The following is a 25,957-nucleotide window of genomic DNA, read 5'->3' as shown; positions in this document are numbered from 1 at the left end:
ATGTTGAAGAAGCAATGGAAGTCGAAGCTTGGTCTTACGCTTGCCTCTATTTCGCTGCTGGCCGCAGGCTGCCAGCCTGTAGGCGGCGTCGATATCGCAAAGGTAATGTCTAGCTCTCATCAGATCAACTCTTACGTCGGCTCCTCCGCTGTATCGATCGAGCTGATCGCGGATGAGGCAGCCGATCCGAAGCAGAAGGAGCTGCTCGCGCTGCTCAGCTCGATGAAGGTGAACATTGAAGAAGCGAAGATGCAATCGAAGACGTCCGCATCGATGAAGGGCTCGATTACATACGGTAAAGCGAACATTCCGTTCAAGCTCGTCATCCAGGATATGAGCTACATCCTTGAGATTGAAGGCGCGGATAAGCCGATCGTCCTTCGTTCGTACGCTGCCGGCATGGGCGGGAACGCTCCGCAGCTTACCGAGGCGATGCAGGAGCAGCTGGAGCAGCTGAGCCAGCGAGCGGTTGAAGCGACACCGACGATCAGCAGCTTCATCACCGGACATTTCCCGAACCCTTCCGTTCTGAAGGTAGAGCCAGCGAATGTACAGATCAACAACGAGTCGTTGCAGCTGAACAAGGTTCATCTGGAGCTGAACGGCAGCGAGCTCGTCAAGCTCGTGAAGCAATTCTTACTGAGCGCCATCGCGGATGAGCAAGGGACGAAGGAGCTGTTAGCCGTCCTGTACGACCTCTATGCGCCTCTCTTGAAGGAAACGATGAAATCTCTTGGAGGCTCAAGCCCGCAGTCTCAGGGCCAGAACGATGCCTTCCTTACCATTCTGAACAATAAGAAGATGGCTGTAGAATTCATGTATATGTATGCGAAGCAAAATATCGAACCGTTCGTCGCGAATCTGGACCAGACGCTCGCCATGATGCCGATCGGTCAATCGGGCGCGACGTATAAGCAGTGGCTGGACGATAACCAGTCACTGAAGCTTGATCTGTACGTCGATGCGGAGCATCAGACACGCATGTCGGCGATGGAGCTGCTGCTCACGCTGCCGAAGACTGCGCCGAATGGCATGAAGGCGCTGAAGGTCACCTCCGAGTCGAAGCTGTGGGATGTGAACAAGCCAGTGACGATGGATACGATCTCTACGGAGAACGGCGTCATCGAATGGATGAACAAGTCCGGGCGTCTCAGCTCGAGCAAGCTCGTCACATCGCTGGACCCGCAATCCGAGCTGTACACGCTGCTGAAGGACCAATTGCAGATTACGAGAAAGCAGATTACGCTGCCGGTACCTCCGGCCTCATCGTCCCAGTATTTCTTCCACGGTCCTTACAACGACAACGGTACCGTGATGGTGCCTGTGCGCTTCGTCACTGAGCAGCTGGATGCGGAGCTAGAGTGGAACGCTGCGGCACGTCAAGTGACCATTACCGAACCGCTCAGCGGCTCAGTTGCGGTACTGACGCTGGACAGCAAGGAGGCGACGGTCAACGGTCAGCCGTTCATGCTGGAGAAGGCCGCAGTGCTGGTGCAGGGCAGCACGTATGTTCCGATTCGCTTCATCGCGGAGAGTATGAACGCTAAGGTCGAGTGGAGTCAAGAGATGCAATCGGTTACGATTAACAGGGAGTAGCCGCACACGTCTCTGTATACGACAGCCGAGCTTCCTTGCAAGGCTAGTATTCCCAGATCTTCAACGGTTCATGAACGTTAGCTAAGCGAACAGCCCCCGAGTGATCGTCTGCCTCAGACGATCACTCAGGGGCTTCTTGTTATTCCTCTGGCTGCTCCGCTCCGGCGTTAGCACCCTTCTTAGGCGGTGCTAACGCCTGCTCGCCGGCTGGGTCGGAAGGAGGAGCCGGCCTCGCAGAAGGGAGCCGGCCTGCCCGCAGCGCCGCATCGCGAAGCAAATATTCGATGTGGCTGTTGACGCTGCGAAATTCGTCCTGCGCCCAACGCTCTAGCACCTCGTACAGCTTCGGGTCGAGACGGAGCGGGAAGTTTTTTTTCGGAGGCATGACGGCGGTCTGCTAGTACAAGCTTCCTGTATTGATAACCGGCGAGGCAGCCCGGTCGGATACGATGGCGACGAGCAGGTTGTTGATCATAGCAGCCTTGCGCTCCTCGTCCAGCTCAATGATACCGTCGCGTTGAAGCTGTGCGATCGCCAGCTGCACCATGCCGACGGCGCCCTCCACGATCTTGGAGCGAGCGGCAATGATGGCGGCAGCCTGCTGTCGCTGGAGCATGGCGCTCGCGATCTCGGTGGAGTAGGCCAGGTGGGTGAGACGCGCCTCCATCACTTCAACGCCTGCAACCGACAGTCGGTCCTGCAGCTCCCGCGCCAGCTCCGTCGCCACCTCGTCCGAATTGCCGCGCAGCGAGTAGCCCTCCGCCTCGAATGTGTCGTACGGATACTTATTGGCAACATGACGCAGCGCGGTCTCGCTCTGAATCTCGACGAACTGCTCGTAGCTGTCGACGTCGAATGTCGCCTTCGCCGAGTCGATAACTCGGAATACGATAACGGCAGCGATCTCAATCGGGTTGCCCTCGATGTCATTGACCTTCAGCTTGGCGCTGTTGAAGTTGCGCACCCGCAGCGATACGTTCTTACGTGTGGAGAACGGGATCGTCAGCCACATGCCGCTGCTGCGCAGCGTGCCCGAATAGCTGCCGAAGAACGTGACGACCATCGCTTGGTTCGGCTGTACGATCGTCAAGCCGGTGAGGAGAGTGATCGCGCCACCTGCCAGCAATATTCCTGCTATCGGCGATACATCAAGGACGAGCAGCGCAGCACCTGCGGCCAGCAGTCCGAGCACAAGCACTAATCCGAGAAAGCCATTCAAGGCCCAAGCTTTTTTTTCGTTCATCGTGATCACTCCTTCTAGGATTGAGAATATTATTTTGATACTTATATGATATCACTATTACAAGTTAATGTAAATTGACAACTGTTGGTCTCTCGATACCGGTGTACGTATTGAGCGAGTTTGACAGTAAGACGTACGAGTGCTATAAGTGAGGGTAATGAAAGGGGCGCAGAAGCGCTTCAACTATATAGCGGAGGTGTGTCATGGAGAAAGTAACGAACGAACAGCGCTACAGAGAGGCCATCGGTCAGGTGAAGCCAACGGTGGTCGTATTCAAGACGACCTGGTGCAAGGACTGTCATTATATCGAGCCGTTCATGCCTGAGCTGGAGAAGGCGTATGCAGATCGGCTGACGTTTATGGAGATTGATCGTGACGACCTGCCGGAGCTGTGCTCCGAGCTGAACATTCTCGGTATTCCGAGCTTCATTGTGTTCCGTGAAGGCCAGGAGCTCGTCCGCTTCGTCAGCAAGCTGCGCAAGACGAGAGAGGAGATCGAGCAGTTCCTCGATCGGGCGCTTGCTGTATCGGAGCAGCTGCCGCGATAAGCTGCGTCTATCATACACACTTGAACGGATATGCTGCTAGTTGGCGTGCCGGCTGGTCGAAGCTTCTTTCATCGACTTGTAACATTTCCGCATAGTATTGAGCTCTATTAGTCGTTATAATGTTATCAGGAACGTCATCGTGTCTATTCATGTCGATGTACGTTCATAACGAGCGAAGAGCGGGTGATCTTACGATGAAGCTGGCACGTTATATGAAGCCATTATCTTTAGCAAGCATGCTAGGCATGTTTATCATTATATTGATGGGAGCACTGGTCACGAAGACGGAGTCCGGCCGCGGGTGCGGTGACGATTGGCCGCTCTGTAACGGCAAGTTCGTCCCGGCGTATACGATCGAGTCGTTCATTGAGTACAGTCACCGGTTTGTTGTCGGAGTGGTGGGGTTAATATTGCTGGCTACGACAATCCTCGTCTTTCTGTACAGCAAGCGCAGGGATGCGAAGTGGTATGTAGCTGGAGCGATGTTCTTCACGTTCCTGCAGGCGATACTTGGCGCGATGGCGGTCATGTGGCCGCAGTCCTCCGCGGTGCTGGCGCTGCACTTCGGCTTCTCGCTCATGTCGTTCGCCTTCACGCTCTTGTTATACCTCGTATTCACCAAGTTCGGGGAAGCGATGAGGATTAGCGACGGAGCAAGCCTGTCACGAGGTGTTCGCTGGTCGATATGGGGGCTTCTCATCTATAGCTACGTCGTCGTCTACATGGGCGCATTCGTCCGCCATACGGAATCGGTCGGCGGCTGCGTCGGCTGGCCGCTCTGCAACGGGGAAGTAATACCGGAGCTGACCGGTGCAACGGGAATCGTCTTCATGCACCGCGTCGGGGCCGCACTGCTCGGTATTGCGATTGTGCTCGTGTTCTTGCTCGTACGCGCGCAGACAAGCCCGGACAGTGCCATCTACAAGGCTGTGAAGCTGTCGATGATCGTCGTCGGCCTGCAAATCTTGAGCGGCGGCTTCGTCACGCTGGCAATCGGCCATGACATTTACTTGCTCGCAAGCATGACGCATGCGCTGCTTATTTCATGCTTGTTCGGCATACTGTGCTACGCGGGTATTGTCGCGTGGCACACCGAGGAATCGCACGCCCAGGCTTACGCAGCTCCCCGACTTCCTTAGGGAGGCTGCTGTAAGCCTTCTTCTACATATGACTGAATATCGCATTGAAGCGAAAGGGGAGCATACCTTCGGATGAGATTCCATAATCTTCGCGCTTTCATCGAGGCGCTACGTCAAGAGAAAGAGCTTCAAATTATATCGGCACCGGTTGATCCGAATCTGGAGCTAGCTGAAATTCATCGTCGCGTCATCGAAAATGAAGGGCCTGCGCTGCTGTTCACAAACGTCAAGGGGTCATCCTTCCCGATCGTCACTAACCTGTTCGGGACGAGCCGCCGAGTTGATCTCGCCTTCGGTCCAAGGCCCGAGCAGCTGATGCGCCAAATCGTCGGGGCGATGAATACGCTGCTCCCGCCGACGCCGAAGGCGATCTGGGAGCAGAAGGATCTGATCTTCGACATGATGAAGGTCGGTCTCAAGAACGTCTCCCGTGATTCTGCGCCTATTCTGCAGACGCTCAGAGCTGACGCACCGCTTGAAGGCATTCCGGTGCTGACCTCTTGGCAGGAGGACGGCGGCCCGTTCGTTACGCTGCCGCTCGTCTATACGGAGCACCCGAAGACGAAGCACCACAATCTCGGGATGTATCGGATGCAGGTATATGACGCGAGCACGACGGGTATGCACTGGCAGATTCATAAGGGCGGCGGCTTCCATTATCACGAGGCCGAGCTCGCCAACGAGCCGCTGCCTGTTACCGTCTTCCTAGGCGGCCCGCCAGCGCTCATCGCCTCGGCGATTGCGCCGGTTCCTGAGAACTTGCCTGAGCTGATGCTCGCCTCGCTCATTATCGGGCAGAAGCTGCCTGTTGTCGACAATCCGCGCGGCGGACATCGACTGATCGCAGAGGCAGAGTTCGCCATCAGCGGTAAGGTGCCACCGCACGTGCGCCGTCCGGAAGGACCGTTCGGTGACCACTTCGGCTATTACTCGCTCGTTCACGACTTCCCGGTATTCAACGTCGATCACGTGTGGCACCGTAAGGATGCGATCTACCCGGCTACGATCGTCGGCAAGCCGCGTCAGGAGGATTACTACCTCGGCGAATATTTGCAGCGGCTGCTGTCCCCGGCGTTCCCGATGGCGATGCCTGGCGTCAAGGAGTTGTGGGCGTACGCCGAGACAGGTGTTCACCCTCTCGCAGCGGCTATAGTCCGCGAGAGCTACAGCCGTGAGGCGCTGTCGACAGCCTTCCGCATCTTCGGCGAAGGGCAGCTGACGCTGACGAAGTTCCTGATTGTAACGAATCAGGCGCTCGACCTGAGCAACTTCCCGCAGCTGCTCGAGACGGTGCTGGAGCGCTTCGATCCGCAGACCGATCTGTTCATCTTCAACAATACGTCTCACGATACGCTTGATTATACGGGCGACCGACTCAATCACGGCAGCAAGGCGCTCCTGCTCGGTGTCGGCGAGCCGAAGCGTTCGCTACCGGCTATATACGAGGGCGGCAACATACCGGGCATCCATAGCGCGGTTCCTTATTGCCGCGGCTGTCTCGTCGTCTCAGGCGCTTCCTATGCCGAAGATCCAGAGCTTGCTCCTCGTCTCGTGCGAGACGCAGGCGAGCAGCTGGCAGAATGGCCGTTCGTCATCCTTGCGGACGATACGTCGATCGCGGCGGGGCAGACCGCGTTCCTGTGGACCGTGTTCACGCGGTTCAACCCGGCTGCCGACATGTATGCGGACGCGCAGACGGCGCGTCATCATATCGGCTACCGATTGCCGATTGTCATCGATGCGCGAATGAAGCCGGGCTATCCCGACGAGCTGTTCCCGCGCGAGGATATTGTCCAGCTTGTCGACTCGAAGTGGAAGCAATATTTCGAGTAAGCTTTGACGCACTCACCACTTGATCTGAACGAACCGGCTTCGAGCTTTCAGCTCAGCCGGTTTTTTGACGTTGGAGCGGCACATTGGTTTTTTGCCCGTCTTCGGATATACTAATAGGTACCATTTTTCTGACACAACTAAAGGAGATCATACGTATGCTGCGAGCCTTGTTCGACGAGCCCACGCGTCAAGACACGGGACTAATGCTGGAGGCAATTCAGGCGATACGCGCGTTCATGGCGAGCCTGTCGGACTTATCCGAAGTCAAGCGAGCGCCCTCAGGGAGAAGGCTGATGATCTACGGCGAGAGCTTCTTGCGGGCGCTTGACGAGCTGGAGCAGAGCCAATATGCGGCGGAGCGGTACAGCCGGCTCGTTCACGCCGAATATGTGGACCAGCTGCCGCCTGGCGAGAAGGTGAGCTATAATCGGTATTTATATTATTACAAAAATGCAATCATCCGTTTATTCGCCATCCTGGATAAGCTCGGACACTTCTTGGACGAGCGCTACGGCCTACAGACCGAGCGGATGAAGTCTCGCTTCTCGTACTTCACTGTGCTAAGGAATATGCATCAGAACAAGCTTCACGCTGATCTCGAGCAGAAGCTATACGAGCTGAAGCAGCAATTCAGGGAGCCGGTCGACCGTCTGCGTAACCAGCGCAACATGGAGATTCATTATATTAACGCGGATCTGTTCGATGATCTGATGCGGGCGGCAGAGAGCAGGCAGCACAATCCCGTAAGGCTGGAGACAGACGATATGGAGGAGCATCTGGCGGACCTGCGTGTAGGCACGACGATGACGTTGAAGGTGGTCGTGACGATCTTCCAATACGTGCTGGCACATCCGGAGATGCCTAAGGTAGATTCGAGCGGGTCTGAGGAACGCGAGTGTCATTGAACTCGAATCGGTCATCTACTATACTTGAGATATAATCTGGAAGCCGGAGGGGAACGGTTGATGAATCCGCGCAAAGCTGCGCTCATAACCGGCAGCGCGAAAGGTCTTGGCAAGATGACTGCGCTCCGGCTCGCCGAGCAAGGGATCGATCTGATCGTCAATTATGTACATAGCCAGCAAGAGGCCGAGGAGCTGTGCGAGCGCGTCCGTGCGCTTGATGTACGCTGTCACGTCGTCCAAGGCGACGTATCGAAGCCTGCGGACCGGGAGCGGCTCGTTGAGGAGGCCATCAAGCATTACGGCAAGCTAGACATTCTGGTGAACAACGCAGGACCGTTCATTCGGGAGAGGCGGTTGTTCCGCGAGTATGATGCCTCGGAGATCGAGTCGCTCATGCAGGGGAACCTGCTAGGCGTCATGCATCTCGATCATCTGGTCATTCCGATGATGCGCGCAAGCGGATGGGGACGCATCATTCACTTCGGCTTCGGTCATGCAGCAGAGGCGCGGGGCTGGCCGCATCGTGCCGTCTATGCCGCGGCGAAGGTCGGGCTCGTCTCGTTCACGAAGACGTTGGCCGTGGAGGAAGCGGCGAGCGGCATTACGGTCAATATGATATGTCCCGGCGATATTCGCGGTGCGAACAAGGAGCGGTATATCGAGGAGGTACGGCACGTCCACGATGAGGAGTCACCTCGGGGCCGTCCCGGCACCGGCGAAGACGTGGCCCGTGTCATCTCGTTCCTGTGCGAGGAACGCTCGGATTTCATCACCGGCAACATTATGGACGTCTCGGGCGGGCTCGATCCGATCCGGGCAATCGTGGGCGCGGCTAGCGCGGTCAAGGGGACAGTCGAGTAAGCGGAAGCGGTGCGTCGTTGCTCTGATTTACTGTATAGCTCAAAAAGGCCGACACGCGCTAACGACGCGGTCGACCTTTTTTGGCCTGTTTCCAGGCGTTGCTATGCAAATGCTCCAGTATTAGAATACTTGCACGACCTCATGCACGCCTTCCACTTCTTCAACAAGCGCGCGCTCAATACCGGCCTTCAGCGTAATCGTGGAGCTTGGGCAGCTGCCGCAAGCGCCTACGAGACGAAGCTTCACGATGCCGTCCTCCACATCAACAAGCTCGACGTCACCGCCGTCGCGCTGCAGGAATGGGCGAAGCTTATCTAGAACCTCGAGCACCTCGTCATACTTTGTGCTTTGCTGCGTGTTTTCGCTCATTTGCATCATCTCCCTTCTTCCCTTTATTATATTACAAACCCCTTGAAATTAAAATGGGTGCCAAGGAGGCCTGCTTTTCGTGAGACCGATTATTGAATTTTGTACGAACAACATGCACAACGGTACGGATCGGCTGATGAAGGAGCTTGAGGCGAATCCGGACTATGATGTGATCGAATATGGCTGTCTTGGCAATTGCGGAGAATGTTACCTGTCTCCATTTGCGCTGGTGAACGGTGAGATCGTGTCCGCGCCGTCCGCCGACGAGTTGAAGGAAGCGGTTCAAGGTAAAATAAAAGAGATCGAGGACATGCTCGATCTCTTCAAGGAATAGCAGCACCTGATCAGCAGGCGGAACAACGGTTCAGCCCCAGGCCAGGTGCGGCCCATTAGCCCAGATGCTGCTTCGCCATCCAGAGCACGCCGCTCTTCAGCGCGCGAGGAACCATGCCGGTCATCACCGTTCGCTTGCCCATCACGCCGAAGCCGGACTTTTTACCGAGAGACCCCAGAACTCCCTTGAGCTTGATTCGATCAAGCCGGGGAGTTTCGTTCTTCCACAGCGCCTTGATAATATCGCCTACTTGCTTCCCTTGTGCGCCTGCCGCTTGCCCGCTCGGCGAGAACGGAAGCGAGGCGCAGTCCCCGACGATGTACACTTCAGGATAGCTCGGAAGCTGATGGTACTGGTTAATGATCAGTCTGCCCATCGCGTCCTTCTCTAGGTTCATCTGCTGCACGATTGGACTCGGCTGAATGCCGGCTGTCCAGATTGTAATATCGGTACGAATTGTCTCCTCGCCGTTGTACAGAACTCCGTTCTCAAGACGGGACAGCGAGACGTGGGAGCGAAGCTCGATCTCATGCTCAAGCATCCATTCACGGACGAAGCGCTGCAGCTTCTCCGGGAACGGGGATAAGATACTCGCGCCGCGGTCGAGGATGCGTATGTTCAGATCAGGCCTGCTCTCTCGGAGCTCAGCCGCCATCTCGACGCCGCTCAAGCCGCCGCCGACGATCGTCACCTGTCCATAGGGCGAGATGTCGTTCGTGCGCTGGTACGTCTTGCGCGTCGCAGACAGCGACTGAATGCTACAGGAGAATTGCTCGGCGCCTGGAATGCCGTGATATTTATCCACACAGCCAAGAGCAATAACCAGCTGATCGTAGGCGAGCGGCTCATCTTGGTCGAAGTGGATCACCTTAGCCTCGAGATCGACGCTCTGCACATCGCCGTACTTCATGACAAGACGCGGGTCGACCGGGAACTGTACGCGAATTTCTTTGTCCGACACCGTTCCGGCAGCCAGCGCATAATACTCGGTCTTGAGGCCTTGGAACGGCATCCGGTCGACAAGCACAATAGCGGTATCGGCTGGGATGCTGCCCTCCAGCAATTGCTGGACGACAGCGAGCCCTCCGTACCCGCCGCCTAATATAACGATTTTTTTCATAGGTGCGGGGTCCTTTCTGCGGTGTGCTTTATTCGTATACCTTAATTTCGTTGTAGAACGTGTCTCGCTCGACAGGAATGCGTCCTGCTCCGCGAATGAGGAACACAAGCTCTTCCCGGGTTAAGCCTTCTGGCGACGTTGCGCCTGCGGAATGGCTGATCCGCTCCTGAATAATGGTGCCATGAGCGTCAGATGCGCCGAATGTAAATGCAAGCTGTGTCAGCTGCGTGCCAAGATTGATGAAGTACGCCTTCACGTGCTGGATGTTATCGAGCATAAGACGGCTGATCGCAATCGTCTTCAGGTTGTCATAGGCCGACACGCGGCGCTTCAGTCCAGCGTCCACGCTGGCTGGCTGGACTGCATTCGGAATGAACACCATGAAGCCTCCGGTCTCATCCTGCAGCTCGCGCAAGTACATCAGATGGCGAATGCGCTCCTCGTACGTCTCGATCGATCCGAACAGCATCGTCGCATGCGTCTTCATGCCGAGCTTGTGAGCGGTGCGGTGCACGTCCAGCCATTGATCGGTCGATGCCTTGTCGACCAGATGCATCTTCTTCCGGTACCGCTCCGATAAGATCTCCGCACCGCCGCCAGGCATCGTGCCAAGACCCGCCTCCATGAGCGTCTTCAGTACTTGTTCAAACGTTTGTCCGCTTAGTCTTGAGAAGAACTCGATCTCAGCCGCCGTATGCGCCTTAATCGTGACGTTCGGATATCGCAGCTTCAGCTGCTTGATGCTGTTTACGTAGTATTCGAATGGAACATTCGGGTTATGCCCACCGGTAATGTGGAACTCGCGCAAGCCCGGGTGATAGTGCTTATCGATGTACTCGAACATTTCCTCCGGTGTGAGCGTGTACGCCCCAGGCTGTCCCTCATCCCGCCGAAAATGGCAAAACGCACAATGCTCCTCGCACACGTTTGTGAAATACAGACTCATGTTGTCGACGAAATAAACCTTCTTGCCGTTCTTGCGTAAATTAACCTCGTTGGCCATTTGTCCGATCTTCAGCAGATCCTCAGACTCATACAAAAACTTGCCGTCCGCAAGCGTCAGACGCTCGCCATGCTGCACCTTCTCCGCGATCTCAGCTAGCCGCTGGTCATCTCCACTAATTACAATGTTCAACAGTGCCACCTCCGTTATCCGAAAACAATACAACCTATTATAAACCTCTGTGTATGGCGGGGCAATACATGCCATCCGGTTAAACGTTTTAATCGAGCAATGACTTTTGTAACCGGGTATTTATGACAAACTATTTATTTTTTTGTAAGATTCTAGTATACTTCATGATTGTTACTCAGAGTCGAGTAATTCCTCGATTCTTAAACCTGTTAGATTCCGATGGACAGGCGGTGCCGTGTGGATAACATACTTACACCTGAGGCGGGCGGCGTCGCACTGCTGAGGGATATTGAATTGCTGCGCGAGAAGATGGTGCAGATGGGACTCGAGCTCGGCTTGATGCATCCTGCGGTGCAGCTTACGAGTCAGCAACTAGATGAGCTGCTACTGCGGTATTATGAGCTCTCCAGAACCGATAAGCTTGCACGAGCAGCGGTAGCCCTTGAGGAGTCGGCCGTGAAGGAGTATACTTTAGTATAGATCCGACTTTAAGGTAAGGGAGGCTGTTCGAGTTATGATTAAAATCAGCGATACGGCTGTCGATAAAATGAAGGAAATGCTGGCGCAGCAAGAAATTCCGAATCTGTTCCTGCGTGTAGGTGTCAAGTCCGGAGGCTGTAGCGGCTTCTCCTATGGAATGGGCTTTGACGACAAGCAGAACGAGGATGATCAAGTGCTGGATATTCAAGGCTTGAAGGTCGTCGTTGATGAGGAGAGCGCCAAATATTTATTCGGGGTTGAAATTGACTTCCAGGATACAGGCATCGGCGGAGGATTTACCATTCAGAATCCGAATGCGGTTGCGACGTGCGGCTGCGGAGCAAGCTTCCGTACGAAGGAAGAGGATGCGTCATTGGCGCAGCCTTGCGAGGACTAATGAGCTCCATCTAAGCTGTTGATCGGACGAACGAATCGCGAAGCTATGAGATCTCTCTATGTTATGCTGCTGCTGGCAGGATGACATAGGGGGATTTTTTTATCTATATGAAGCAAGATGAAAAAAAAGGCTGTGGATAACTAGTCATCTCAATCGCACATATCCACAAGAGTGAAATGCCGACTGACAAGCTATCCACGTCGTTATCCACTGTATGCACAGGTGGTTACGCACATGCTGTGGACAAGGTGCCACTCGCTGCACAGATTATAGATCTTACCACAAGGAGACGGACGGCGGCAAATAAAAATGGCCTTGATGAGCAGCGACGAGCGTATGCGACGCTACTGCATCAAGGCGAGTGCTCGCGTGAGCGACGTGGTCTATTCGCTATGGCCTGCGATTATTCGAATTCCTTGTATGATGTTATAAATCATGACGGCCAAGTACAGTACGCCGCACAGCACACTCGATATAATGAAGATGCTCATATCGGGCAGTGTGAAGAAGGAGATGAACAGGAACAGGAGCGAGAAGAAAGGCAAAATGTGAGAAATAAAGGCCTTCTTCGCGTGATATCGAACGATTGAATCGTTAGTGATGAAGTAGATGACGATCGGAATGATGAAGCCTGCGACAAAAATGCTGAAGTAGCTAGCGGCGGACAGCAATCTGCGTGTTTCCACGGCAATTCCCCTTTCTAAATGGAAGACTTGTGGAATGTTTACGAAAGCAGAGCTGTCCCGGTTTCAAGCTTCAGCAAAGATGGGGCACTCACCCAAACAGCTTCTGATACAATAAATATCCGAGTGTGATGCCGAATATGCCGAATACGGCTGGAATTGCAGGTGGCGCAGGTACTGGCAGCCGCAGGAACGCGAAGAGTAGTCCGACGATTAAGCCGGTGCCTAATGAGAGCAAGGTTTGCCATACAACTGAGGAGTTCATGAAATATTCCTCCGCTTTCTGATTAAATTTTTTTATGAGGCAACAGGTCAAATGGGGTGTGTATAACATTGTCCACATATCCCTATGCAGTATTACCCATTTTTGGACAGTTATCAACACTCCGTGCACAGCTTGTACACACCTGGGTGTGGATAACGGAACGCTTGTTCTTATTTCGTTACCGTGTTAAGATGTGTTTACTTTCGGCAGATAGAAGGTGAATATGGTGAGATTAATCAGCAACGAGATTTTAATTGAATCTTATTTCAAAGCGATCGAAATGAAGCTGGAGGAAGCCTTCGTCGAGCTGCTGCTACAGGAAATTAAGAGACGTAAGCTCAACTTGGATTATTACACAAATCATGATGCGCAGGTCAGCTGACCGCGCTTTTTTTTCTGCAGTCGGACCGACTAAATTTTGATGTACACCCTTATTTTTAACAAAATAATACTTGCTATTTAGGGCGTAAAATTATATTATTTCTTTTGAATTGGTGTAAAAACTGACATTTGACATGGTTTGTGTAATTTTTCACAATCGAATTTGGGAAAAGCTACAACATATAGAGATAGATAAAACCTAAGGATGGAAGGGATAGAACCATGAGCCGAATTCCAAGAATCGTAATACTGGGCGCAGGATACGGCGGTATCGTGACAGCGATCCGTCTGCAGAAGGAACTGAACTACAACGAGGCTGACGTTACGCTCGTGAACAAGCACGACTACCATTACATTACGACGCACCTGCATATGCCGGCTGCCGGCACGGACAATCCGGAGAATGCACGCGTGAACATCCTCAAGCTGATCGACGAATTCAAGATTGACTTCGTCAAGTCGACAGTCGTACAGATCAGACCGCAGGAGAAGAAGGTTATTCTTGAGGAGGGCACGCTCTCTTACGATTACCTTGTGATCGGACTAGGCGGCGAGCCGGAGACGTTCGGTATCCCGGGCCTGAAGGAATATGCATTGAACATCCGCTCGATCAACAGCGTTCGCTTCATTCGCGAGCATATTGAATATCAGTTCGCCAAGTTCAAGCGTGAGCCGAACCGTAAAGATTACTTGACGTTCGTCGTCGGCGGAGCGGGCTTCACAGGCATTGAATTCGTGGGCGAGCTGGCAGACCGGATCCCAGAGCTGTGTAAGGAGTTCGACGTCGATCCGTCGCACGTACAGATCGTGAACATAGAGGCGGCACCGACCGCGCTTCCGGGCTTCGATGCTGAGCTTGTGGAATACGCGATGAACGTGCTGAAAAATAAACGAGTTACGTTCAAAATTGCGACAGCGATTAAGGAGTGTACACCTGAGGGCGTCGTTCTTGCAACTGGCGAAGAAATTAAGTCGTCCACAGTTATCTGGACCGGTGGTGTGCGCGGCAACCGGATGCTGGAGGAGGCAGGCTTCGAGACGATGCGCGGCAGAGTGAAGGTCGACGAGGAGCTGCGCATACCAGGTCATGAGAACGTCTATGTGCTCGGCGATTGCTCCATCGTCATGAATCCGGAGGGCAGACCGTACCCGCCGACAGCCCAGATCTCGATCCAGCAGGCAGAGGTGTGCGCGCACAACCTCGTGGCGCAAATTCGCGGCTCGGAGCTGCGCAAGTTCGAGTACAAGCCGAAGGGCACGGTGGCGTCGCTCGGACGCGGTGAGGCAATCGGTATCGTCGGCTCCCGCAAAATTAAAGGCGGCTTCGCAGCGGCGATGAAGAAAATCATCGACGTGCGCTACCTGTACATCATCGGTGGCATTCCGCTCGTTCTGAAGAAAGGACGCTTCTAATCGATGCGTCATTGCAGCGTGCAGGTGCGGGGTCTTCTGACCCGCGATGAGCTCGACAGGTACAATGCCCTGATCGAGGTCGGTCATTACCTGGAGCAGCAGAGCCGATACGATCTCGTCGCCGTCGTCCAGAAGGAGATCGACATTCTCATTCTGCCTGCTATTGAACGGCTGAAGGAGAAGTCTCGTCAGCGCGACCGGGACACGGAGGAATATTTGCGGCGCAAGGCGATGGATGAGGAGCTGGCCCGTCTTGCCGCAGAGGACGATGACGATTAAGGTTTTATCCTTTAATGCCGATAATGGTTAACGGAGCGGAATATTTACGACATGAATGATGAACAGAGCTGACGATTCGTATGGTGAATGATTGCTGCAGCTAAAAAAACCTTGCCCGCTCGGCTTATCAGCTGAGTAGGCAAGGTTTTTGTTCATTCGCGCGTAAGGCGCGTATCGTCTTACGGCTGCGGTTGCTTACAGCTTGATCATCGCTGCCATCTTCTCTTGATCGAGCAGGTTGCCGACGTAGAAGTCGCCGAATTCGCCGAAGCGGGCGCTCGTCTCGTCGAAGCGCATCTCGTGTACGATCTTCTTGAACTGCAGCGCATCGTCGGCGAACAGCGTGACGCCCCATTCCCAATCGTCAAGGCCGATGGAGCCGCTGATAATTTGCTTGATCTTGCCCGCGTAGTTGCGGCCGATCATGCCGTGTCCGCGCATGAAGGTGCGGCGCTCGTCGGTGCTGAGCATGTACCAGTTGTCGTTGCCCTCGCGCTTCTTGTTCATCGGGTAGAAGCAGAGGTGCTTCGACTTCGGCAAGATCGGCTTCAGGCGGGCGAGAATGTCCGGGTCCTGCATCGGATCGGTGCCCGGCTTCGCCATGTAGCCGCCCAGCTCGACGATCGACACGTACGAGTACGTCGGAATCGTCACCTGTGCGAACATCGATTTGTTGAACTCCGTCTCGAGCTCGTTCAGCTCCTCCAGCGACTCGCGCAGATGCATGAAGACGAAGTCGGCCTTCTGGCCGACGATCGAGTAGAAGGCCGTGCTGCCTAGCTTCTGATCCTCGGTCGCTTGGTACTTCTTCAGCAGCGAGAACAGCTCGTCCTCGGCGCGCGCGCGCTCCTTGTCGGTCAGCGCCTTCCAGGCGTTCCAGTCGATCGCGCGGAAGTCATGCAGGCTGTACCAGCCTTCAAGCGTGTGTAATGCTTCACTCATTTCAGTCTCGCTCCTTTGTCAAGCTTGTATGCTATCGCATTTTATTTATTGTATCGAAACGAACGGACAAGGGCAAATGCTGGCAATCGTTATGACGAAACGGTGACAATCTGACTGGAATCGGCAACCGAATGGCGGCATCAGCCTTTACCGGTGCCCGCTTTTGATTATAATAGAAGGTAACTATAGCGTTACGCGTAATAGAAAAGGAGCTGTCTGGCTTGCTGGAAATCATTCAATTGATGATCGTGACGGTGCTGCTGTTCGTATTATTTTTCGGGATTGGCTTCATACTGAACATGCTGATGAAGACGACCTGGTTCCCGATCTACGGATATATCGCTTTGGTAATCGGACTCGTTATTTATTGGGGCTGGGGAACGGGCTCACTTGCCGAGAACGTTGCCGAGTACACGTTAGGTGACTATATTCCGGCCATTGGCGGACTGATCGGGGCGGTGCTGAGCGGTACGGCGATCAAGACGCTGCGTCAGAAGGGGTTCAAGATGTTCTAGTCTCGTACGCGCTGCGATGCGATGGAGGCCACGCTACTGCCTGACCATATAGGGCTTGACCTAGCCAAGAGGGCTTGCTTTCCGTAACCGTATCGGAAGGTGAAGCCTTCTTTTTCATCTACACCGGGTGTTGCGGCTGTGGTACAATGAAGCTTAAGACTTATGAGACGGATGTGTGTGAAGACGATGCGAATCACGAATATGCTGCACTTTTCTGAATATCACCGGTTTGTCGTCGTTCGCGATTTTGCAATGAGCAGTCTGCAGTATAAGGCGGTTGCCGCGATGTACCAGCCGATGGTCGGCGCCTATGCGATCAGCGTCTACCAGACGTTGTACCACCAGCTCTCCGGCGACCGTATGGGATACTCGGCCATCGAGCAGCAGCGCAAGCTGTTCCGCGAGCTGGAGCTGGAGGCCGGTGAACGCGGGCGTAAATGGTTCGTCGAGCAGACGTCGAAGCTGGAGGCGGTCGGCCTCCTGCGCACGTCGCGGCGGTTCGCGGCATCCTCGGACGATTACATCTATGAATACGAGCTGTTCGCGCCGCTGCCGCCTGCGGAGTTTTTCAAGAACCACCATCTAACGCTTCTGCTGCGAGATAAGATCGGGAAGTATGCGGTGCTTGGGCTGCGGGACGAGCTGATTGCACCGGAGCCGGACGAGCTGCGGAGATCGAACTCGGAGAACTTGTCCGTGCCGTTCTACGATCTGTTCAAGCTGAACACGACGGTGGACCCGGAGCTGGAGCAGGAGCTGTTTGAGGCGCAGGATGGGGCTAAGAAGACCGATGCAGAGCGAACTGAGACAACGGTCAAGGGCTTCTCGTACACGGAGATTATGATGCGCTTCCCGTACGATTCGGTGAATCGGGAGTATGTCGAGCGGCTGAAGTATGAGCCGGAGCAGCTCGCTGCGATTAATTACGTGGCGAAGAAGTACGGGCTGTACCTTGGCGATATGTGCAAGCTGCTCGATGAGGAGGGCGTCTTCGACGAGGGGGGCGAGCTGTCGCTCGAGCTGCTGCAGATGAAGGCGAATCAGGTGTTCCGCCAGGCGAAAAAGCGTTCCGAGGACCGCACCCGCTGGATGGCGAAGCTGCCGTCACCGGATGCGTCGACAGCCGAGGGGAGCGAGGCGGACGCGTCAGGCGCCAAGCAGCAGAGCGGAGCTGCGCAATCAGCTGTGACAGCAGGCTCAGCTGCTGACCCGGATGCAGGCGGTGCAGGCGCGAAGGATCGCGCGGTGGAGATGACGTATTATCTCGACGTGCCGGATCTGTTCCAAGGCGAGTGCAGTCCGCACCAGTACAATTACATTTTGCGTAACGAGCCGTATACGTACTTGTTGGAGAAAATATTCTCGCGAGGTACCGTACCGGACATTCTGCTCGATACGCTGACGCGCATGGAGCTGAACTACGGGATGACCGAGGAGGTCATCAACGTGCTAATCCATTATATATACGTGTCCAAGCGTTCATGGGCGAAGAAGTATCTCGAAGCGATCGCGACCGATATGCTGGGCAAGCAAATCTTGACGTTCGAGCAGGCGGTGCTGTATGTGCGCGAGCAGCTTGCTTATATTGACCGCAGCCGGTCGGGGCCGCCTCGCCCAGCAGAAGGCGACGCAGGCGGTAGCGCGGCCGGGACAAGCGGCGCAGGAGCCGCTGGCGGCGGCAAGGCGGGCGGCGCGGGTGCAGGCGCAGCAGGCGGCGGCTCAGCCGCTGGCGGGCAAGGACGCTCGTACAGCCCGTCCAAGGGCCGCGGCTACGGAGGCGGCAGGCAGAAGCCGCTGCTGCCGATCGTCGAGTCGGTGCCTTCGACGAAGCCGCGCTCCGATGCGGAGCGGGAGGCGCTGCGGCTGAAGGCGAAGCAGCTCGACGGCAAGGTGTAGGCTGCTGGCCAAGCCCGTCGTAGCCAGTCGTAGCGTAGAGGCTCAGGTGGCCTACAGTGACGAACGCGAGTGCGGCTGTAGCGCCTCGTGTTCGTCCGTCTTTTTCACAGGGCGGGGATTCGGGGTAGGGCAGGGTAAGGCAAGTAAGGTGCTTAGAAGCTTAACGGGGGAGGGACGGCTATCGTGACGATGGAATCGATCGGGGAGCTGCTGAAGGGGAGTATGTCAGGCCGCAGGCTGCTGCAGCAGGCGGAGGAGAAGCTGAGGCAGGTCATGAACGACCCGCTAATCGTCAAGCTGCGGCACAAGCATCCGGAGCTCGATCTGGAGGCGGTCAAGCTCAACCTGAACAAGCTGCACCAGTACGTGAAGGAATATAACCAGTGCACGAACTGTCCGGGGCTGGATCAATGCCCGAACGACATGGAGGGGCACTATACGCTGCTTCACGTCGAGTCGGGGACGGATCGGACCCGTGTGTACGATCAGAAGGTCGCGTGCAAGAAATATATTGCCAAATCGACGCAGGACTCGATTCGCAGCCGTATTCGCAGCTTCTACGTCGATGAGCGCGCGCTGTCGCAGGGTTACTCGTCACTGGAAATACTCGACACGGATCCGGAGCGGGAGGATGCGGTCGGGCAAGTGATTGATTACGTGCTCCATGTACGTAAGGAAGGGCTGAAGCCGCAAGGGATGTATCTGGCTGGCTCGTTCGGGACAGGCAAGACGTTCCTCATGTGCTACATGCTGTATGAGCTTGCCAAGGACGGGTATACGGGCGCGATCGTGTATATGCCGGATTTTGCCGAGGATCTGAAGTCGATGTTCCAGGATCCGCTCAAGCTGAAGGAGACGATCGACGTGCTGAAGGAGACGGATCTGCTCGTGTTCGACGATATCGGGGCGGAGAATCTCAATCCGTGGCTGCGCGATCATGTGATGGGGGCGATCTTGAACTACCGGATGAACCGGAAGCCGACGTTCTTCACCTCGAACCACGATCTGAGCGCACTGGAGCGGCACTTCAGCTTCACGAGCAAGGACGGGGACGAGGAGTACAAGGGACGACGTATCATGGACCGCATACGGCCGTTCGTCGACGTCGTGCATGTGAACGGCCGCAACAAGCGAGGCACGGTGTAGAGAGTCGGATAGGGACGGGGCGGCTGGGCTGGATAAGTCCGCCGCAGCTCTCGGCAGCTTTACGGGTTGTACGTTGGTATGGAAGCAGCGTGGTGGGCATAGCGCTAAGCCACGACCGTAACAGAAAAAAGGCCTCGTCCTTCTTGAGCGAAGGATGAGGCCTGCTTGCGTATGCGGGCGCGTATTAACGGATCATCACGGAAATTACGGTGGCGACGATGGCAATCAAAAACAGAACGCCGAAGAACACTCCAAATCCCATCGCGACATCCATCAGATCATCGCGCTGCTCCTCGTATACGTGAAGCTCAGGATGTTTCGGATCGTTACTCATAATTGGTTCCTCCTTGTTGCAAGGTGCGAATACGTGAGCTTGGCGGCATAGGCTTCGTTCACCGCTTGAAGCTTGCTTTTGTACATATAGCGTTAGTATACCCAACTTCTTCGAGACTTGTAAAGAACGGAAAGTGACAATTGTGCAAACTTTGGCGCGGTTGAAAAGTAGGTCGGTTGTGGTATACTTTACATGTTGACATCATTATAGTGGATTGAAAGGAGATTTACTCTCATGGCTATCGTAAATGTATCGGATAACTCCTTCACGAATGAGGTTGAAGGCTCCGGCACGGTTCTTGTAGATTTCTGGGCGCCTTGGTGCGGTCCTTGCAAAATGATCGCTCCAGTGCTTGAGGAGCTCGATAAGGAAGTAGGCGAGAGCGTCAAGATCGCGAAGGTGAACGTGGACGACAATCCGGAGTCCGCATCCCGCTTCGGCGTGATGAGCATCCCGACGCTGATCGTGTTCAAGGACGGCCAGCCGGTTGACAAGGTTGTCGGCTTCCAGTCCAAGGACGCACTGAAGAACGTGCTCAGCCGTCATCAATAATTTGGCAGCCTGCGTACAACGTGAGAAAAAGCTCTTTTTCTGCTATGCTGAAAAAGAGCTTTTTTGCGTGATGCGGGGGAGGTAGAAAGCATGAACATCGATGAGGATGACTGGGGAACGGAGCAGCGGAGGAAGACGCTGGAGGCGATCAAGACGAAGCTGTCGCTCGTGCCGGAGCAGCCGGGCTGCTACTTGATGAAGAACCGCGAGGGGACGATCATCTACGTCGGCAAGGCGAAGGTGCTGCGCAACCGGCTTCGGTCTTACTTTACCGGCAGCCATACGGCGAAGACGCAGGTGCTGGTGAGCGAAATTACCGACTTCGAATATATCGTGACGGCGAGCAACATGGAGGCACTCATTCTGGAGTGCAACCTGATCAAGAAGCATATGCCGCGGTACAACGTATTGCTGAAGGACGATAAGTCTTTTCCATATATCAAAATTACGTACGAGCGTCATCCGAAGCTTGAGGTGACACGGCGCGTGCTGAAGGACAAGGCGAAATACTTCGGCCCTTATCCGAATGGGTACGCGGCGCAGGAGACGAAGAAGCTGCTCGATCGGCTGTATCCGCTGCGCAAGTGCAGCACTATACCGGATAAGGTATGCCTGTACTATCATATGGGGCAGTGCATCGCGCCATGTGAGTTCGAGGTGGAGAAGGAGACGTACGACCAGATGGTCGGAGAGATCTCCCGATTCTTGAACGGCGGTCATGATGAGATTAAGACGCAGCTGAGGCAGAAGATGCACGAGGCGGCCGAGGAGCTGAACTTCGAGCGGGCGAAGGAGCTGCGCGATCAGATTATGCACATCGACGCGCTGATGGAGAAGCAGAAGATTACGACGACCGATAAGATGGACCGTGACGTATTCGGCTTCGCTGTCGATAAGGGCTGGATGTGTGTACAGATTCTATATATGCGCCAAGGCAAAATGATCGAGCGCCACGCGTCGATGTTCCCGTATTACGGGGACGCGTACGAGGACTTCGTCACGTTCGTGACGCAATATTATAGCGACAACCCGGCGCTGCCGAAGGAGATCTTCCTGCCGGCCGCTGAGGTGGCTGCAGGTGTGCAGGAGGCGGTCGAGGCGAGAGCAGCGGGTCCGGGTACTGCGGAGGGGCTGACTGACGGTCAGTTGGAGCGTGAAGTAGGTGTGAAGGCTACTGAGTCGCGTGACGCAGCTGCTGAGCATGCCACAGAAGAGCCTGCTGAGCCGAAGTCCGACGTCAAGGAGGCGCTCGAGAGCTGGCTGAAGGTGAAGGTGCACAGCCCGCGACGCGGGCTGAAGAAGAACATGGTCGAGATGGCGTGTGACAACGCCAAGGTGGCGCTGGAGGAGAAGTTCAAGCTGATCGAGCGCGACGCCGAGCGGACGATCCACGCCGTCGAGAATCTTGGGGCTTACATCGGCACTGGCACGATTCATCGCATCGAGGCGTTCGACAACTCGAACATTCAAGGCTCCGATCCGGTGTCGGCGATGGTCGTCTTCACTGACGGCAAGCCGGACCGCAAGGAGTACCGCAAGTATAAGGTCAAGACGGTGCAGGGACCGGATGACTACGAGACGATGCGGGAGGTCGTGCGCCGCCGTTATGAGCGCGTATTGAAGGAAGGGCTCAAGCTGCCTGACCTAATCGTCATTGACGGCGGGCGTGGGCACCTGTCGGCGGCGATCGACGTGCTGCACAACGAGCTCGGGCTGTACGCCGTTCCGGTGTGCGGACTCGTGAAGGATGCCAAGCATAAGACGGCACAGCTGCTGCTCGGCGATCCTGCGGAGGTCGTGCCGCTGCCGCGCGACAGCCAAGAGTTCTACCTGCTGCAGCGTATTCAGGACGAGGTGCACCGGTTCGCCATTACGTTCCACCGCGAGACGCGGGCGAAGTCGATGACGGTGTCGGCGCTCGATGCGATCGAGGGCGTCGGCGAGAAGCGGCGCAAGGCGTTGCTGAAGCACTTCGGCTCGCTGCGCAAAATTAAAGAGGCTTCAGTCGAAGACTTCAAGCCTCTTGGAATCGGTGAGAAGCTCGCCCGTCACATTCTGGCGTCGCTGAACGGTGAGGGCGAGTCGGATGCTACGGAAGACGAGGCTCTAGAGGAGGCTCCATCGCACGTGGAGGCTGCTCCCCTGGAGGCCGACGCTTGAGCCTCGAATGAATCTTATAGATGATCCAGCCGGCGGCTGCAGGGACGAAGAAGTAGACGATCCCTGCAGCCGCTTCGCGTTCGTCGCCGCTGTAGACGAGCGACAGCCCCATCAGGATGCTGTCCATCGTCGCATGCGCGAAGACGGCCGTCAGGAAGCCGTAGCGCAGGAATACATAGCCGAAGATGACGCCGATGACCGACACCTCGATCAGCCGCGTATAGACCGGGTAGATCGGATACTGCGTATGGCTCATTGCCCATAGGATGCTCGGCAGCAGCACCGCAACGAACGGGCTGCGCGTCAGCTTGAGCAGGAGCGTCACGCCCAGCAGTCGGTATACGGCCTCCTCAGAGATCGCAGCTGACCAGGCGAGCAGCGGGAACAGCTCGGGAATGCGCATATTGTAGACGGAGCTGCCAGGGTCAGAAACTGCCCATATATCGAAGCTGTACGAGCCTGCGAAGAAGAGCGCCTGCTGCACGCCAAGGATGAACAGGCCGATGATATAACCATCCTTCATCGCGAGGTACACTTGGCCGCCGAACTGTTCGTCTCTCCATGCCGGCAGCGGCTCCACTTCGGTATCCAGACACAGCTTCCGTCCGGCAAGCAGCGCGAAGTAGGTCGATAGCGCCATCAGCGTTACATAGATGTTCATGATCCACAGGTACAGCAACGCGTTCGGCTCGGATGGCCCCGTATTGTGCATCGTGCGGAACGAAGGCAGCATGTTGAAGTTGTTCATCACATAGATGCCGAGGAAGACTAGGGTGAGCATCAAGCCGCGTGAGAACGTGATGTGCCGTCTGTGCCGAATAACGAGGATGAGAGCAGTCAAGGACAGCAACAGCGACCCGAGCAGGCTGATCTGTGTCATTCGTCCGGAGCGCTCGTCCTGCGCCTCCTGCCACGTCAGGAAGCTATCAGGAGGCGGGAACGCCGGGCGGAACGAGGTGATGCGGCCGTTCTCGTAGCCGAGGTGCAGCTCAAGCGGAGCCTCGCCGACGACAATCGAACGGCTGACGTAGACGAGCCCGTAGTCCTCAGATGGTCGGCCGCTGTCCTGTAGCGTGAAGGCGGCTGGGTCATAGCCCATATCTCGCAGCGCCTTCTCGCCTGCAGCCGCAGGTGAAGCCTCTGAGGCGGCAGGCAGTGCGCCTGACTTCGCAGCAGCGTCCTTCCACGCGCTATAGCTGAATATGTGCTTCGTCGTGTAATTGACCCCAACATAATAATTGCGCGACAGTGCGTCGTCCGTTATTTCAACCTCGAAGTAATCGATCGGGAACTGCTCGCCGTACTTCTTCTCATATTCCTCCTCGAGGCCAGCATGCTGCAGGTAGCCGCTGCGTACAGTGTGCGACTGGAACAGCGTCTCCACCTTGGCCGTGTCAGACAGCTCGAAGCGCTGACGAATGAAGTCTGAGGCAAGCACAGCCGCCTCCTGCTTCGAGATGGCCGGTGTCTGCACAGCATTCTCGGGAGCACGGTCCTCCGGCTCCAGCAGCGGAGACAGGTAGGCAAGCCCGATATATAAGATGATTCCGAGCACGGCGAGCAGCAGCGGGGGACGGGCTTGTAATTTGGCAGGCATAGTCGCACTCCTTGTCCTTATTTTGTTCATCGACCTATTGTATTCGGCTATAACTTTTTCCATGCTTCCCCTATAGAGTCATGATAACATGAGCAAGCGCAGGTAAAAACAAGCAAAGTGACGCGCCGACCAGATAGGAGCGCTTACATCTGTCGTATTATTGCGAATTACCTCTCTTTTCGTTCTAAAATGGCTTTGTACTTCGTTCGAAACCGCCGTATAATTCATCTCATATGAATTTGCAGCAGCTGCCTAATTAAATATTGAGCCGAATTTCCAATGGAAAACGGGGGAACCACTAATGATGGGGTGAATTTTGTGCCAGCCACGCAGCTGCGCACAGATAGGGTGCCTGTACATCCGAATCCGACAGCTAACCTCGTAGGCTTTTGTTACAGGAACCTTGTACGCACGGCACCGGGTTTCGTTCCCTGTGTCTTTTTTGCTGTTCCATTATGAATCCGAAGAGGTGCCGGATGAAGCTTCAAGCCAAAAAAATAGAGCTCACCCCTCCGCAAATCTTGGTGCTGGGGTTCGCGGCGATCATTCTGCTCGGTGCGACGCTGCTTACGCTGCCGATCGCCGCAAGCTCAGGGGACGGCACGCCGTTCCTGGATGCGTTCTTCACCGCAACGTCGGCAACGTGCGTAACTGGCCTCGTCGTCGTCGACACAGGTCAGCATTGGTCGCTGTTCGGTAAAATCGTGATCGTGCTGCTCATTCAAGTCGGCGGACTCGGCTTCATGACGATGTCGACGCTGTTCGCCTTCGTGCTGAGGAAGCGCATCTCGCTCAAAGAACGGCTCATTCTGCAAGAGGCGATGAATCAGGGCAGCATGGAAGGCATCGTTCGGCTTATACGCAAGGTTATTATCTATTCCTTAACGATTGAGCTCACGGCGGCGGTCGTCTTCACCTTGAGATGGTCAATGGACATGGAGCCGCTGCAGGCGCTCGGCTTCGGACTATTTCACGCGATCTCGTTCTTCAACAATGCGGGCTTCGATCTATTTGGACTTGTGACAGGTCCATTCGCCAGCATTACCGCTTACGCGGACGATTATGTGATCAATATCGTCTCCATCTGTCTCATCATACTTGGCGGACTCGGCTTCGTCGTCTTATCCGATCTGCTCGATTACCGACGGCTGCGCAGATTGTCGCTGCATTCCAAGGTCGTGCTAACGGCAAGCGGCGTGCTGATCGCGGTGGGAGCTGTCGTCATCTTCATCTTCGAGTTCACGAATGCGAGGACGCTCGGTGCGCTCGATTGGGATGGTAAGCTATTAGCGTCGATCTTCCAATCCGTTACCCCCCGCACCGCAGGCGCCAATACATTAGACATTGCGGCGATGCGTCAGGCGACCCAATTTTTCATCATATTCCTCATGTTCATCGGAGCTTCACCCGGCTCGACGGGTGGTGGCATTAAGACGACGACGTTCACAACGTTGGTCGGGGCGATTATTGCGATGGTGCGAGGCAAGGAGGACATCGTCTTCTTCCATAACCGTCTCGGCAAGGATCGATTGCTGAAGGCGATTACGATCACGATGATTGCCTTGTTCGTCGTCATCTTCGTGACGATGGTGCTGTCGACGACTGAGGATCGTCACTTCCTGATGATCCTGTTCGAGGTGACGTCCGCATTCGGCACAGTCGGCTTATCGATGGGGCTGACGCCTATGCTGAGCGATGTCGGCAAGGTGATGATCGCACTCACGATGTTCATCGGCCGTCTTGGTCCCTTGACGCTCGCCTATGCGCTCGGACCGAAGGCGGAGAAGGAATTGTATCGATACCCGGAAGGGAAAATAACGATCGGATAGGGGAT

The 25,957-nt window shown here is 55.4% G+C and carries 28 protein-coding genes and 1 riboswitch; of the genes, 18 read left to right on the top strand and 10 right to left on the bottom strand.

The genetic code is table 11. The annotated features are described in order from the left end of the window. On the top strand, positions 1 to 1,596 hold the full coding sequence (locus PAE68_RS18355; RefSeq protein ID WP_281889369.1) for a copper amine oxidase N-terminal domain-containing protein: 1,596 nt from the start codon (positions 1 to 3) through the stop codon (positions 1,594 to 1,596). A 139-nt stretch (positions 1,597 to 1,735) separates the two neighbouring features. On the opposite strand, the gene PAE68_RS18350 is transcribed toward PAE68_RS18355, so the two are convergent. Together PAE68_RS18350 and PAE68_RS18345 are read right to left on the bottom strand one after the other, a co-directional pair. Further along, complete coding sequence (locus PAE68_RS18350) at positions 1,736 to 1,981, bottom strand: type II toxin-antitoxin system antitoxin (RefSeq protein ID WP_281889367.1); 246 nt, start codon at positions 1,979 to 1,981, stop codon at positions 1,736 to 1,738. A gap of 12 nt (positions 1,982 to 1,993) precedes the next feature. Further along, positions 1,994 to 2,839 carry an SPFH domain-containing protein gene (locus PAE68_RS18345; protein WP_281889365.1) on the bottom strand — a complete coding sequence of 282 codons (846 nt, stop codon included), beginning with the start codon at positions 2,837 to 2,839 and terminating at the stop codon, positions 1,994 to 1,996. Positions 2,840 to 3,042: 203 nt separating this feature from the next. Here PAE68_RS18345 and PAE68_RS18340 point away from each other — a divergent pair, with 203 nt between their 5' ends. The 5 genes from PAE68_RS18340 (at position 3,043) to PAE68_RS18320 (ending at position 8,125) form a co-directional block, all read left to right on the top strand. Then, entirely contained in the window at positions 3,043 to 3,387 is a 345-nt protein-coding gene (locus PAE68_RS18340) for a thioredoxin family protein (protein WP_281889363.1), read from the top strand. A 194-nt stretch (positions 3,388 to 3,581) separates the two neighbouring features. After that, entirely contained in the window at positions 3,582 to 4,526 is a 945-nt protein-coding gene (locus PAE68_RS18335) for a COX15/CtaA family protein (protein ID WP_281889361.1), read from the top strand. Between the two features lie 72 nt (positions 4,527 to 4,598). Further along, complete coding sequence (locus tag PAE68_RS18330) at positions 4,599 to 6,359, top strand: UbiD family decarboxylase (protein ID WP_281889359.1); 1,761 nt, start codon at positions 4,599 to 4,601, stop codon at positions 6,357 to 6,359. Positions 6,360 to 6,514: 155 nt separating this feature from the next. Then, complete coding sequence (locus PAE68_RS18325) at positions 6,515 to 7,264, top strand: Cthe_2314 family HEPN domain-containing protein (protein ID WP_281889357.1); 750 nt, start codon at positions 6,515 to 6,517, stop codon at positions 7,262 to 7,264. 60 nt (positions 7,265 to 7,324) lie between these two features. Continuing rightward, positions 7,325 to 8,125 carry an SDR family oxidoreductase gene (locus tag PAE68_RS18320; RefSeq protein ID WP_281889355.1) on the top strand — a complete coding sequence of 267 codons (801 nt, stop codon included), beginning with the start codon at positions 7,325 to 7,327 and terminating at the stop codon, positions 8,123 to 8,125. 120 nt (positions 8,126 to 8,245) lie between these two features. Here the strand turns inward: PAE68_RS18320 and PAE68_RS18315 are convergent, their stop codons facing one another. Further along, on the bottom strand, positions 8,246 to 8,494 hold the full coding sequence (locus PAE68_RS18315) for a NifU family protein (protein WP_281889353.1): 249 nt from the start codon (positions 8,492 to 8,494) through the stop codon (positions 8,246 to 8,248). 79 nt (positions 8,495 to 8,573) lie between these two features. On the opposite strand from PAE68_RS18315, the gene PAE68_RS18310 reads away from it, so the two are divergent. After that, complete coding sequence (locus PAE68_RS18310; protein WP_281889352.1) at positions 8,574 to 8,828, top strand: YuzB family protein; 255 nt, start codon at positions 8,574 to 8,576, stop codon at positions 8,826 to 8,828. Positions 8,829 to 8,883: 55 nt separating this feature from the next. Here the strand turns inward: PAE68_RS18310 and PAE68_RS18305 are convergent, their stop codons facing one another. Together PAE68_RS18305 and mqnE are read right to left on the bottom strand one after the other, a co-directional pair. Beyond that, positions 8,884 to 9,948 (bottom strand): NAD(P)/FAD-dependent oxidoreductase, encoded by a 1,065-nt coding sequence (locus PAE68_RS18305; RefSeq protein ID WP_281889350.1) that lies wholly within the window; start codon positions 9,946 to 9,948, stop codon positions 8,884 to 8,886. A 28-nt stretch (positions 9,949 to 9,976) separates the two neighbouring features. Next, on the bottom strand, positions 9,977 to 11,083 hold the full coding sequence (gene mqnE / locus PAE68_RS18300) for an aminofutalosine synthase MqnE (protein ID WP_281889348.1): 1,107 nt from the start codon (positions 11,081 to 11,083) through the stop codon (positions 9,977 to 9,979). Positions 11,084 to 11,320: 237 nt separating this feature from the next. Between mqnE and PAE68_RS18295 the strand changes: the two genes are divergently transcribed. Beyond that, positions 11,321 to 11,563: an aspartyl-phosphate phosphatase Spo0E family protein gene (locus PAE68_RS18295; protein WP_281889346.1), complete on the top strand. Its 243-nt coding sequence runs from the start codon at positions 11,321 to 11,323 to the stop codon at positions 11,561 to 11,563. 34 nt (positions 11,564 to 11,597) lie between these two features. Next, positions 11,598 to 11,960 carry an iron-sulfur cluster insertion protein ErpA gene (gene erpA, locus PAE68_RS18290; RefSeq protein WP_281889344.1) on the top strand — a complete coding sequence of 121 codons (363 nt, stop codon included), beginning with the start codon at positions 11,598 to 11,600 and terminating at the stop codon, positions 11,958 to 11,960. Positions 11,961 to 12,343: 383 nt separating this feature from the next. On the opposite strand, the gene PAE68_RS18285 is transcribed toward erpA, so the two are convergent. Both PAE68_RS18285 and PAE68_RS18280 read right to left on the bottom strand, forming a co-directional pair. Beyond that, positions 12,344 to 12,646 carry a magnetosome magnetite crystal formation protein family gene (locus PAE68_RS18285; RefSeq protein ID WP_281889342.1) on the bottom strand — a complete coding sequence of 101 codons (303 nt, stop codon included), beginning with the start codon at positions 12,644 to 12,646 and terminating at the stop codon, positions 12,344 to 12,346. An 88-nt stretch (positions 12,647 to 12,734) separates the two neighbouring features. After that, on the bottom strand, positions 12,735 to 12,908 hold the full coding sequence (locus PAE68_RS18280; RefSeq protein WP_281889340.1) for a DUF1427 family protein: 174 nt from the start codon (positions 12,906 to 12,908) through the stop codon (positions 12,735 to 12,737). A gap of 223 nt (positions 12,909 to 13,131) precedes the next feature. Between PAE68_RS18280 and sda the strand changes: the two genes are divergently transcribed. The 3 genes from sda to PAE68_RS18265 all read left to right on the top strand — a co-directional run bounded on the left by sda (position 13,132) and on the right by PAE68_RS18265 (position 14,981). Then, a complete protein-coding gene (gene sda / locus PAE68_RS18275; RefSeq protein WP_397379040.1) occupies positions 13,132 to 13,290 on the top strand; it encodes a sporulation histidine kinase inhibitor Sda in 159 nt (52 codons plus the stop codon). 221 nt (positions 13,291 to 13,511) lie between these two features. Then, positions 13,512 to 14,702, top strand: a complete 1,191-nt coding sequence (locus tag PAE68_RS18270) for an NAD(P)/FAD-dependent oxidoreductase (RefSeq protein ID WP_281889338.1) — start codon at positions 13,512 to 13,514, stop codon at positions 14,700 to 14,702. A gap of 3 nt (positions 14,703 to 14,705) precedes the next feature. Continuing rightward, complete coding sequence (locus tag PAE68_RS18265) at positions 14,706 to 14,981, top strand: hypothetical protein (RefSeq protein WP_281889336.1); 276 nt, start codon at positions 14,706 to 14,708, stop codon at positions 14,979 to 14,981. A 195-nt stretch (positions 14,982 to 15,176) separates the two neighbouring features. Here the strand turns inward: PAE68_RS18265 and hemQ are convergent, their stop codons facing one another. Further along, the gene (hemQ, locus tag PAE68_RS18260) at positions 15,177 to 15,923 is read right to left on the bottom strand and encodes a hydrogen peroxide-dependent heme synthase (RefSeq protein ID WP_281889335.1); all 747 of its coding nucleotides are present in this window, start codon (positions 15,921 to 15,923) and stop codon (positions 15,177 to 15,179) included. Positions 15,924 to 16,153: 230 nt separating this feature from the next. Between hemQ and PAE68_RS18255 the strand changes: the two genes are divergently transcribed. From PAE68_RS18255 to dnaI, 3 genes are all read left to right on the top strand, one after another. Next, complete coding sequence (locus PAE68_RS18255) at positions 16,154 to 16,438, top strand: YuiB family protein (RefSeq protein WP_281891138.1); 285 nt, start codon at positions 16,154 to 16,156, stop codon at positions 16,436 to 16,438. A gap of 186 nt (positions 16,439 to 16,624) precedes the next feature. Continuing rightward, the gene (locus PAE68_RS18250; protein ID WP_281891137.1) at positions 16,625 to 18,334 is read left to right on the top strand and encodes a DnaD domain protein; all 1,710 of its coding nucleotides are present in this window, start codon (positions 16,625 to 16,627) and stop codon (positions 18,332 to 18,334) included. 189 nt (positions 18,335 to 18,523) lie between these two features. Continuing rightward, on the top strand, positions 18,524 to 19,480 hold the full coding sequence (dnaI, locus tag PAE68_RS18245; protein WP_281891135.1) for a primosomal protein DnaI: 957 nt from the start codon (positions 18,524 to 18,526) through the stop codon (positions 19,478 to 19,480). A gap of 184 nt (positions 19,481 to 19,664) precedes the next feature. On the opposite strand, the gene PAE68_RS18240 is transcribed toward dnaI, so the two are convergent. After that, on the bottom strand, positions 19,665 to 19,814 hold the full coding sequence (locus tag PAE68_RS18240) for a YqzM family protein (RefSeq protein ID WP_281889334.1): 150 nt from the start codon (positions 19,812 to 19,814) through the stop codon (positions 19,665 to 19,667). A gap of 234 nt (positions 19,815 to 20,048) precedes the next feature. On the opposite strand from PAE68_RS18240, the gene trxA reads away from it, so the two are divergent. Then, positions 20,049 to 20,366: a thioredoxin gene (gene trxA, locus PAE68_RS18235; protein ID WP_281889333.1), complete on the top strand. Its 318-nt coding sequence runs from the start codon at positions 20,049 to 20,051 to the stop codon at positions 20,364 to 20,366. A gap of 90 nt (positions 20,367 to 20,456) precedes the next feature. Further along, positions 20,457 to 22,526, top strand: coding sequence for an excinuclease ABC subunit UvrC (gene uvrC / locus PAE68_RS18230; protein ID WP_281889332.1), 2,070 nt, complete (start codon positions 20,457 to 20,459; stop codon positions 22,524 to 22,526). On the opposite strand, the gene PAE68_RS18225 is transcribed toward uvrC, so the two are convergent. Then, complete coding sequence (locus tag PAE68_RS18225) at positions 22,456 to 24,123, bottom strand: CPBP family intramembrane glutamic endopeptidase (protein ID WP_281889331.1); 1,668 nt, start codon at positions 24,121 to 24,123, stop codon at positions 22,456 to 22,458. The two genes, uvrC and PAE68_RS18225, sit on opposite strands and share 71 nt — an antisense overlap. 256 nt (positions 24,124 to 24,379) lie before the next feature. Next, positions 24,380 to 24,526, top strand: a riboswitch (cyclic di-AMP (ydaO/yuaA leader). Between the two features lie 73 nt (positions 24,527 to 24,599). On the opposite strand from PAE68_RS18225, the gene PAE68_RS18220 reads away from it, so the two are divergent. After that, entirely contained in the window at positions 24,600 to 25,952 is a 1,353-nt protein-coding gene (locus PAE68_RS18220) for a TrkH family potassium uptake protein (protein ID WP_281889330.1), read from the top strand. The last annotated feature ends 5 nt before the right edge of the window (positions 25,953 to 25,957 follow it).

The sequence above is a fragment of the Paenibacillus sp. YYML68 genome, from assembly GCF_027923405.1.
GTDB lineage: Bacteria > Bacillota > Bacilli > Paenibacillales > NBRC-103111 > Paenibacillus_G.
The sequence above is the reverse complement of the archived record's forward strand: the minus strand, read 5'-3'. Positions and strand labels throughout refer to the sequence as shown.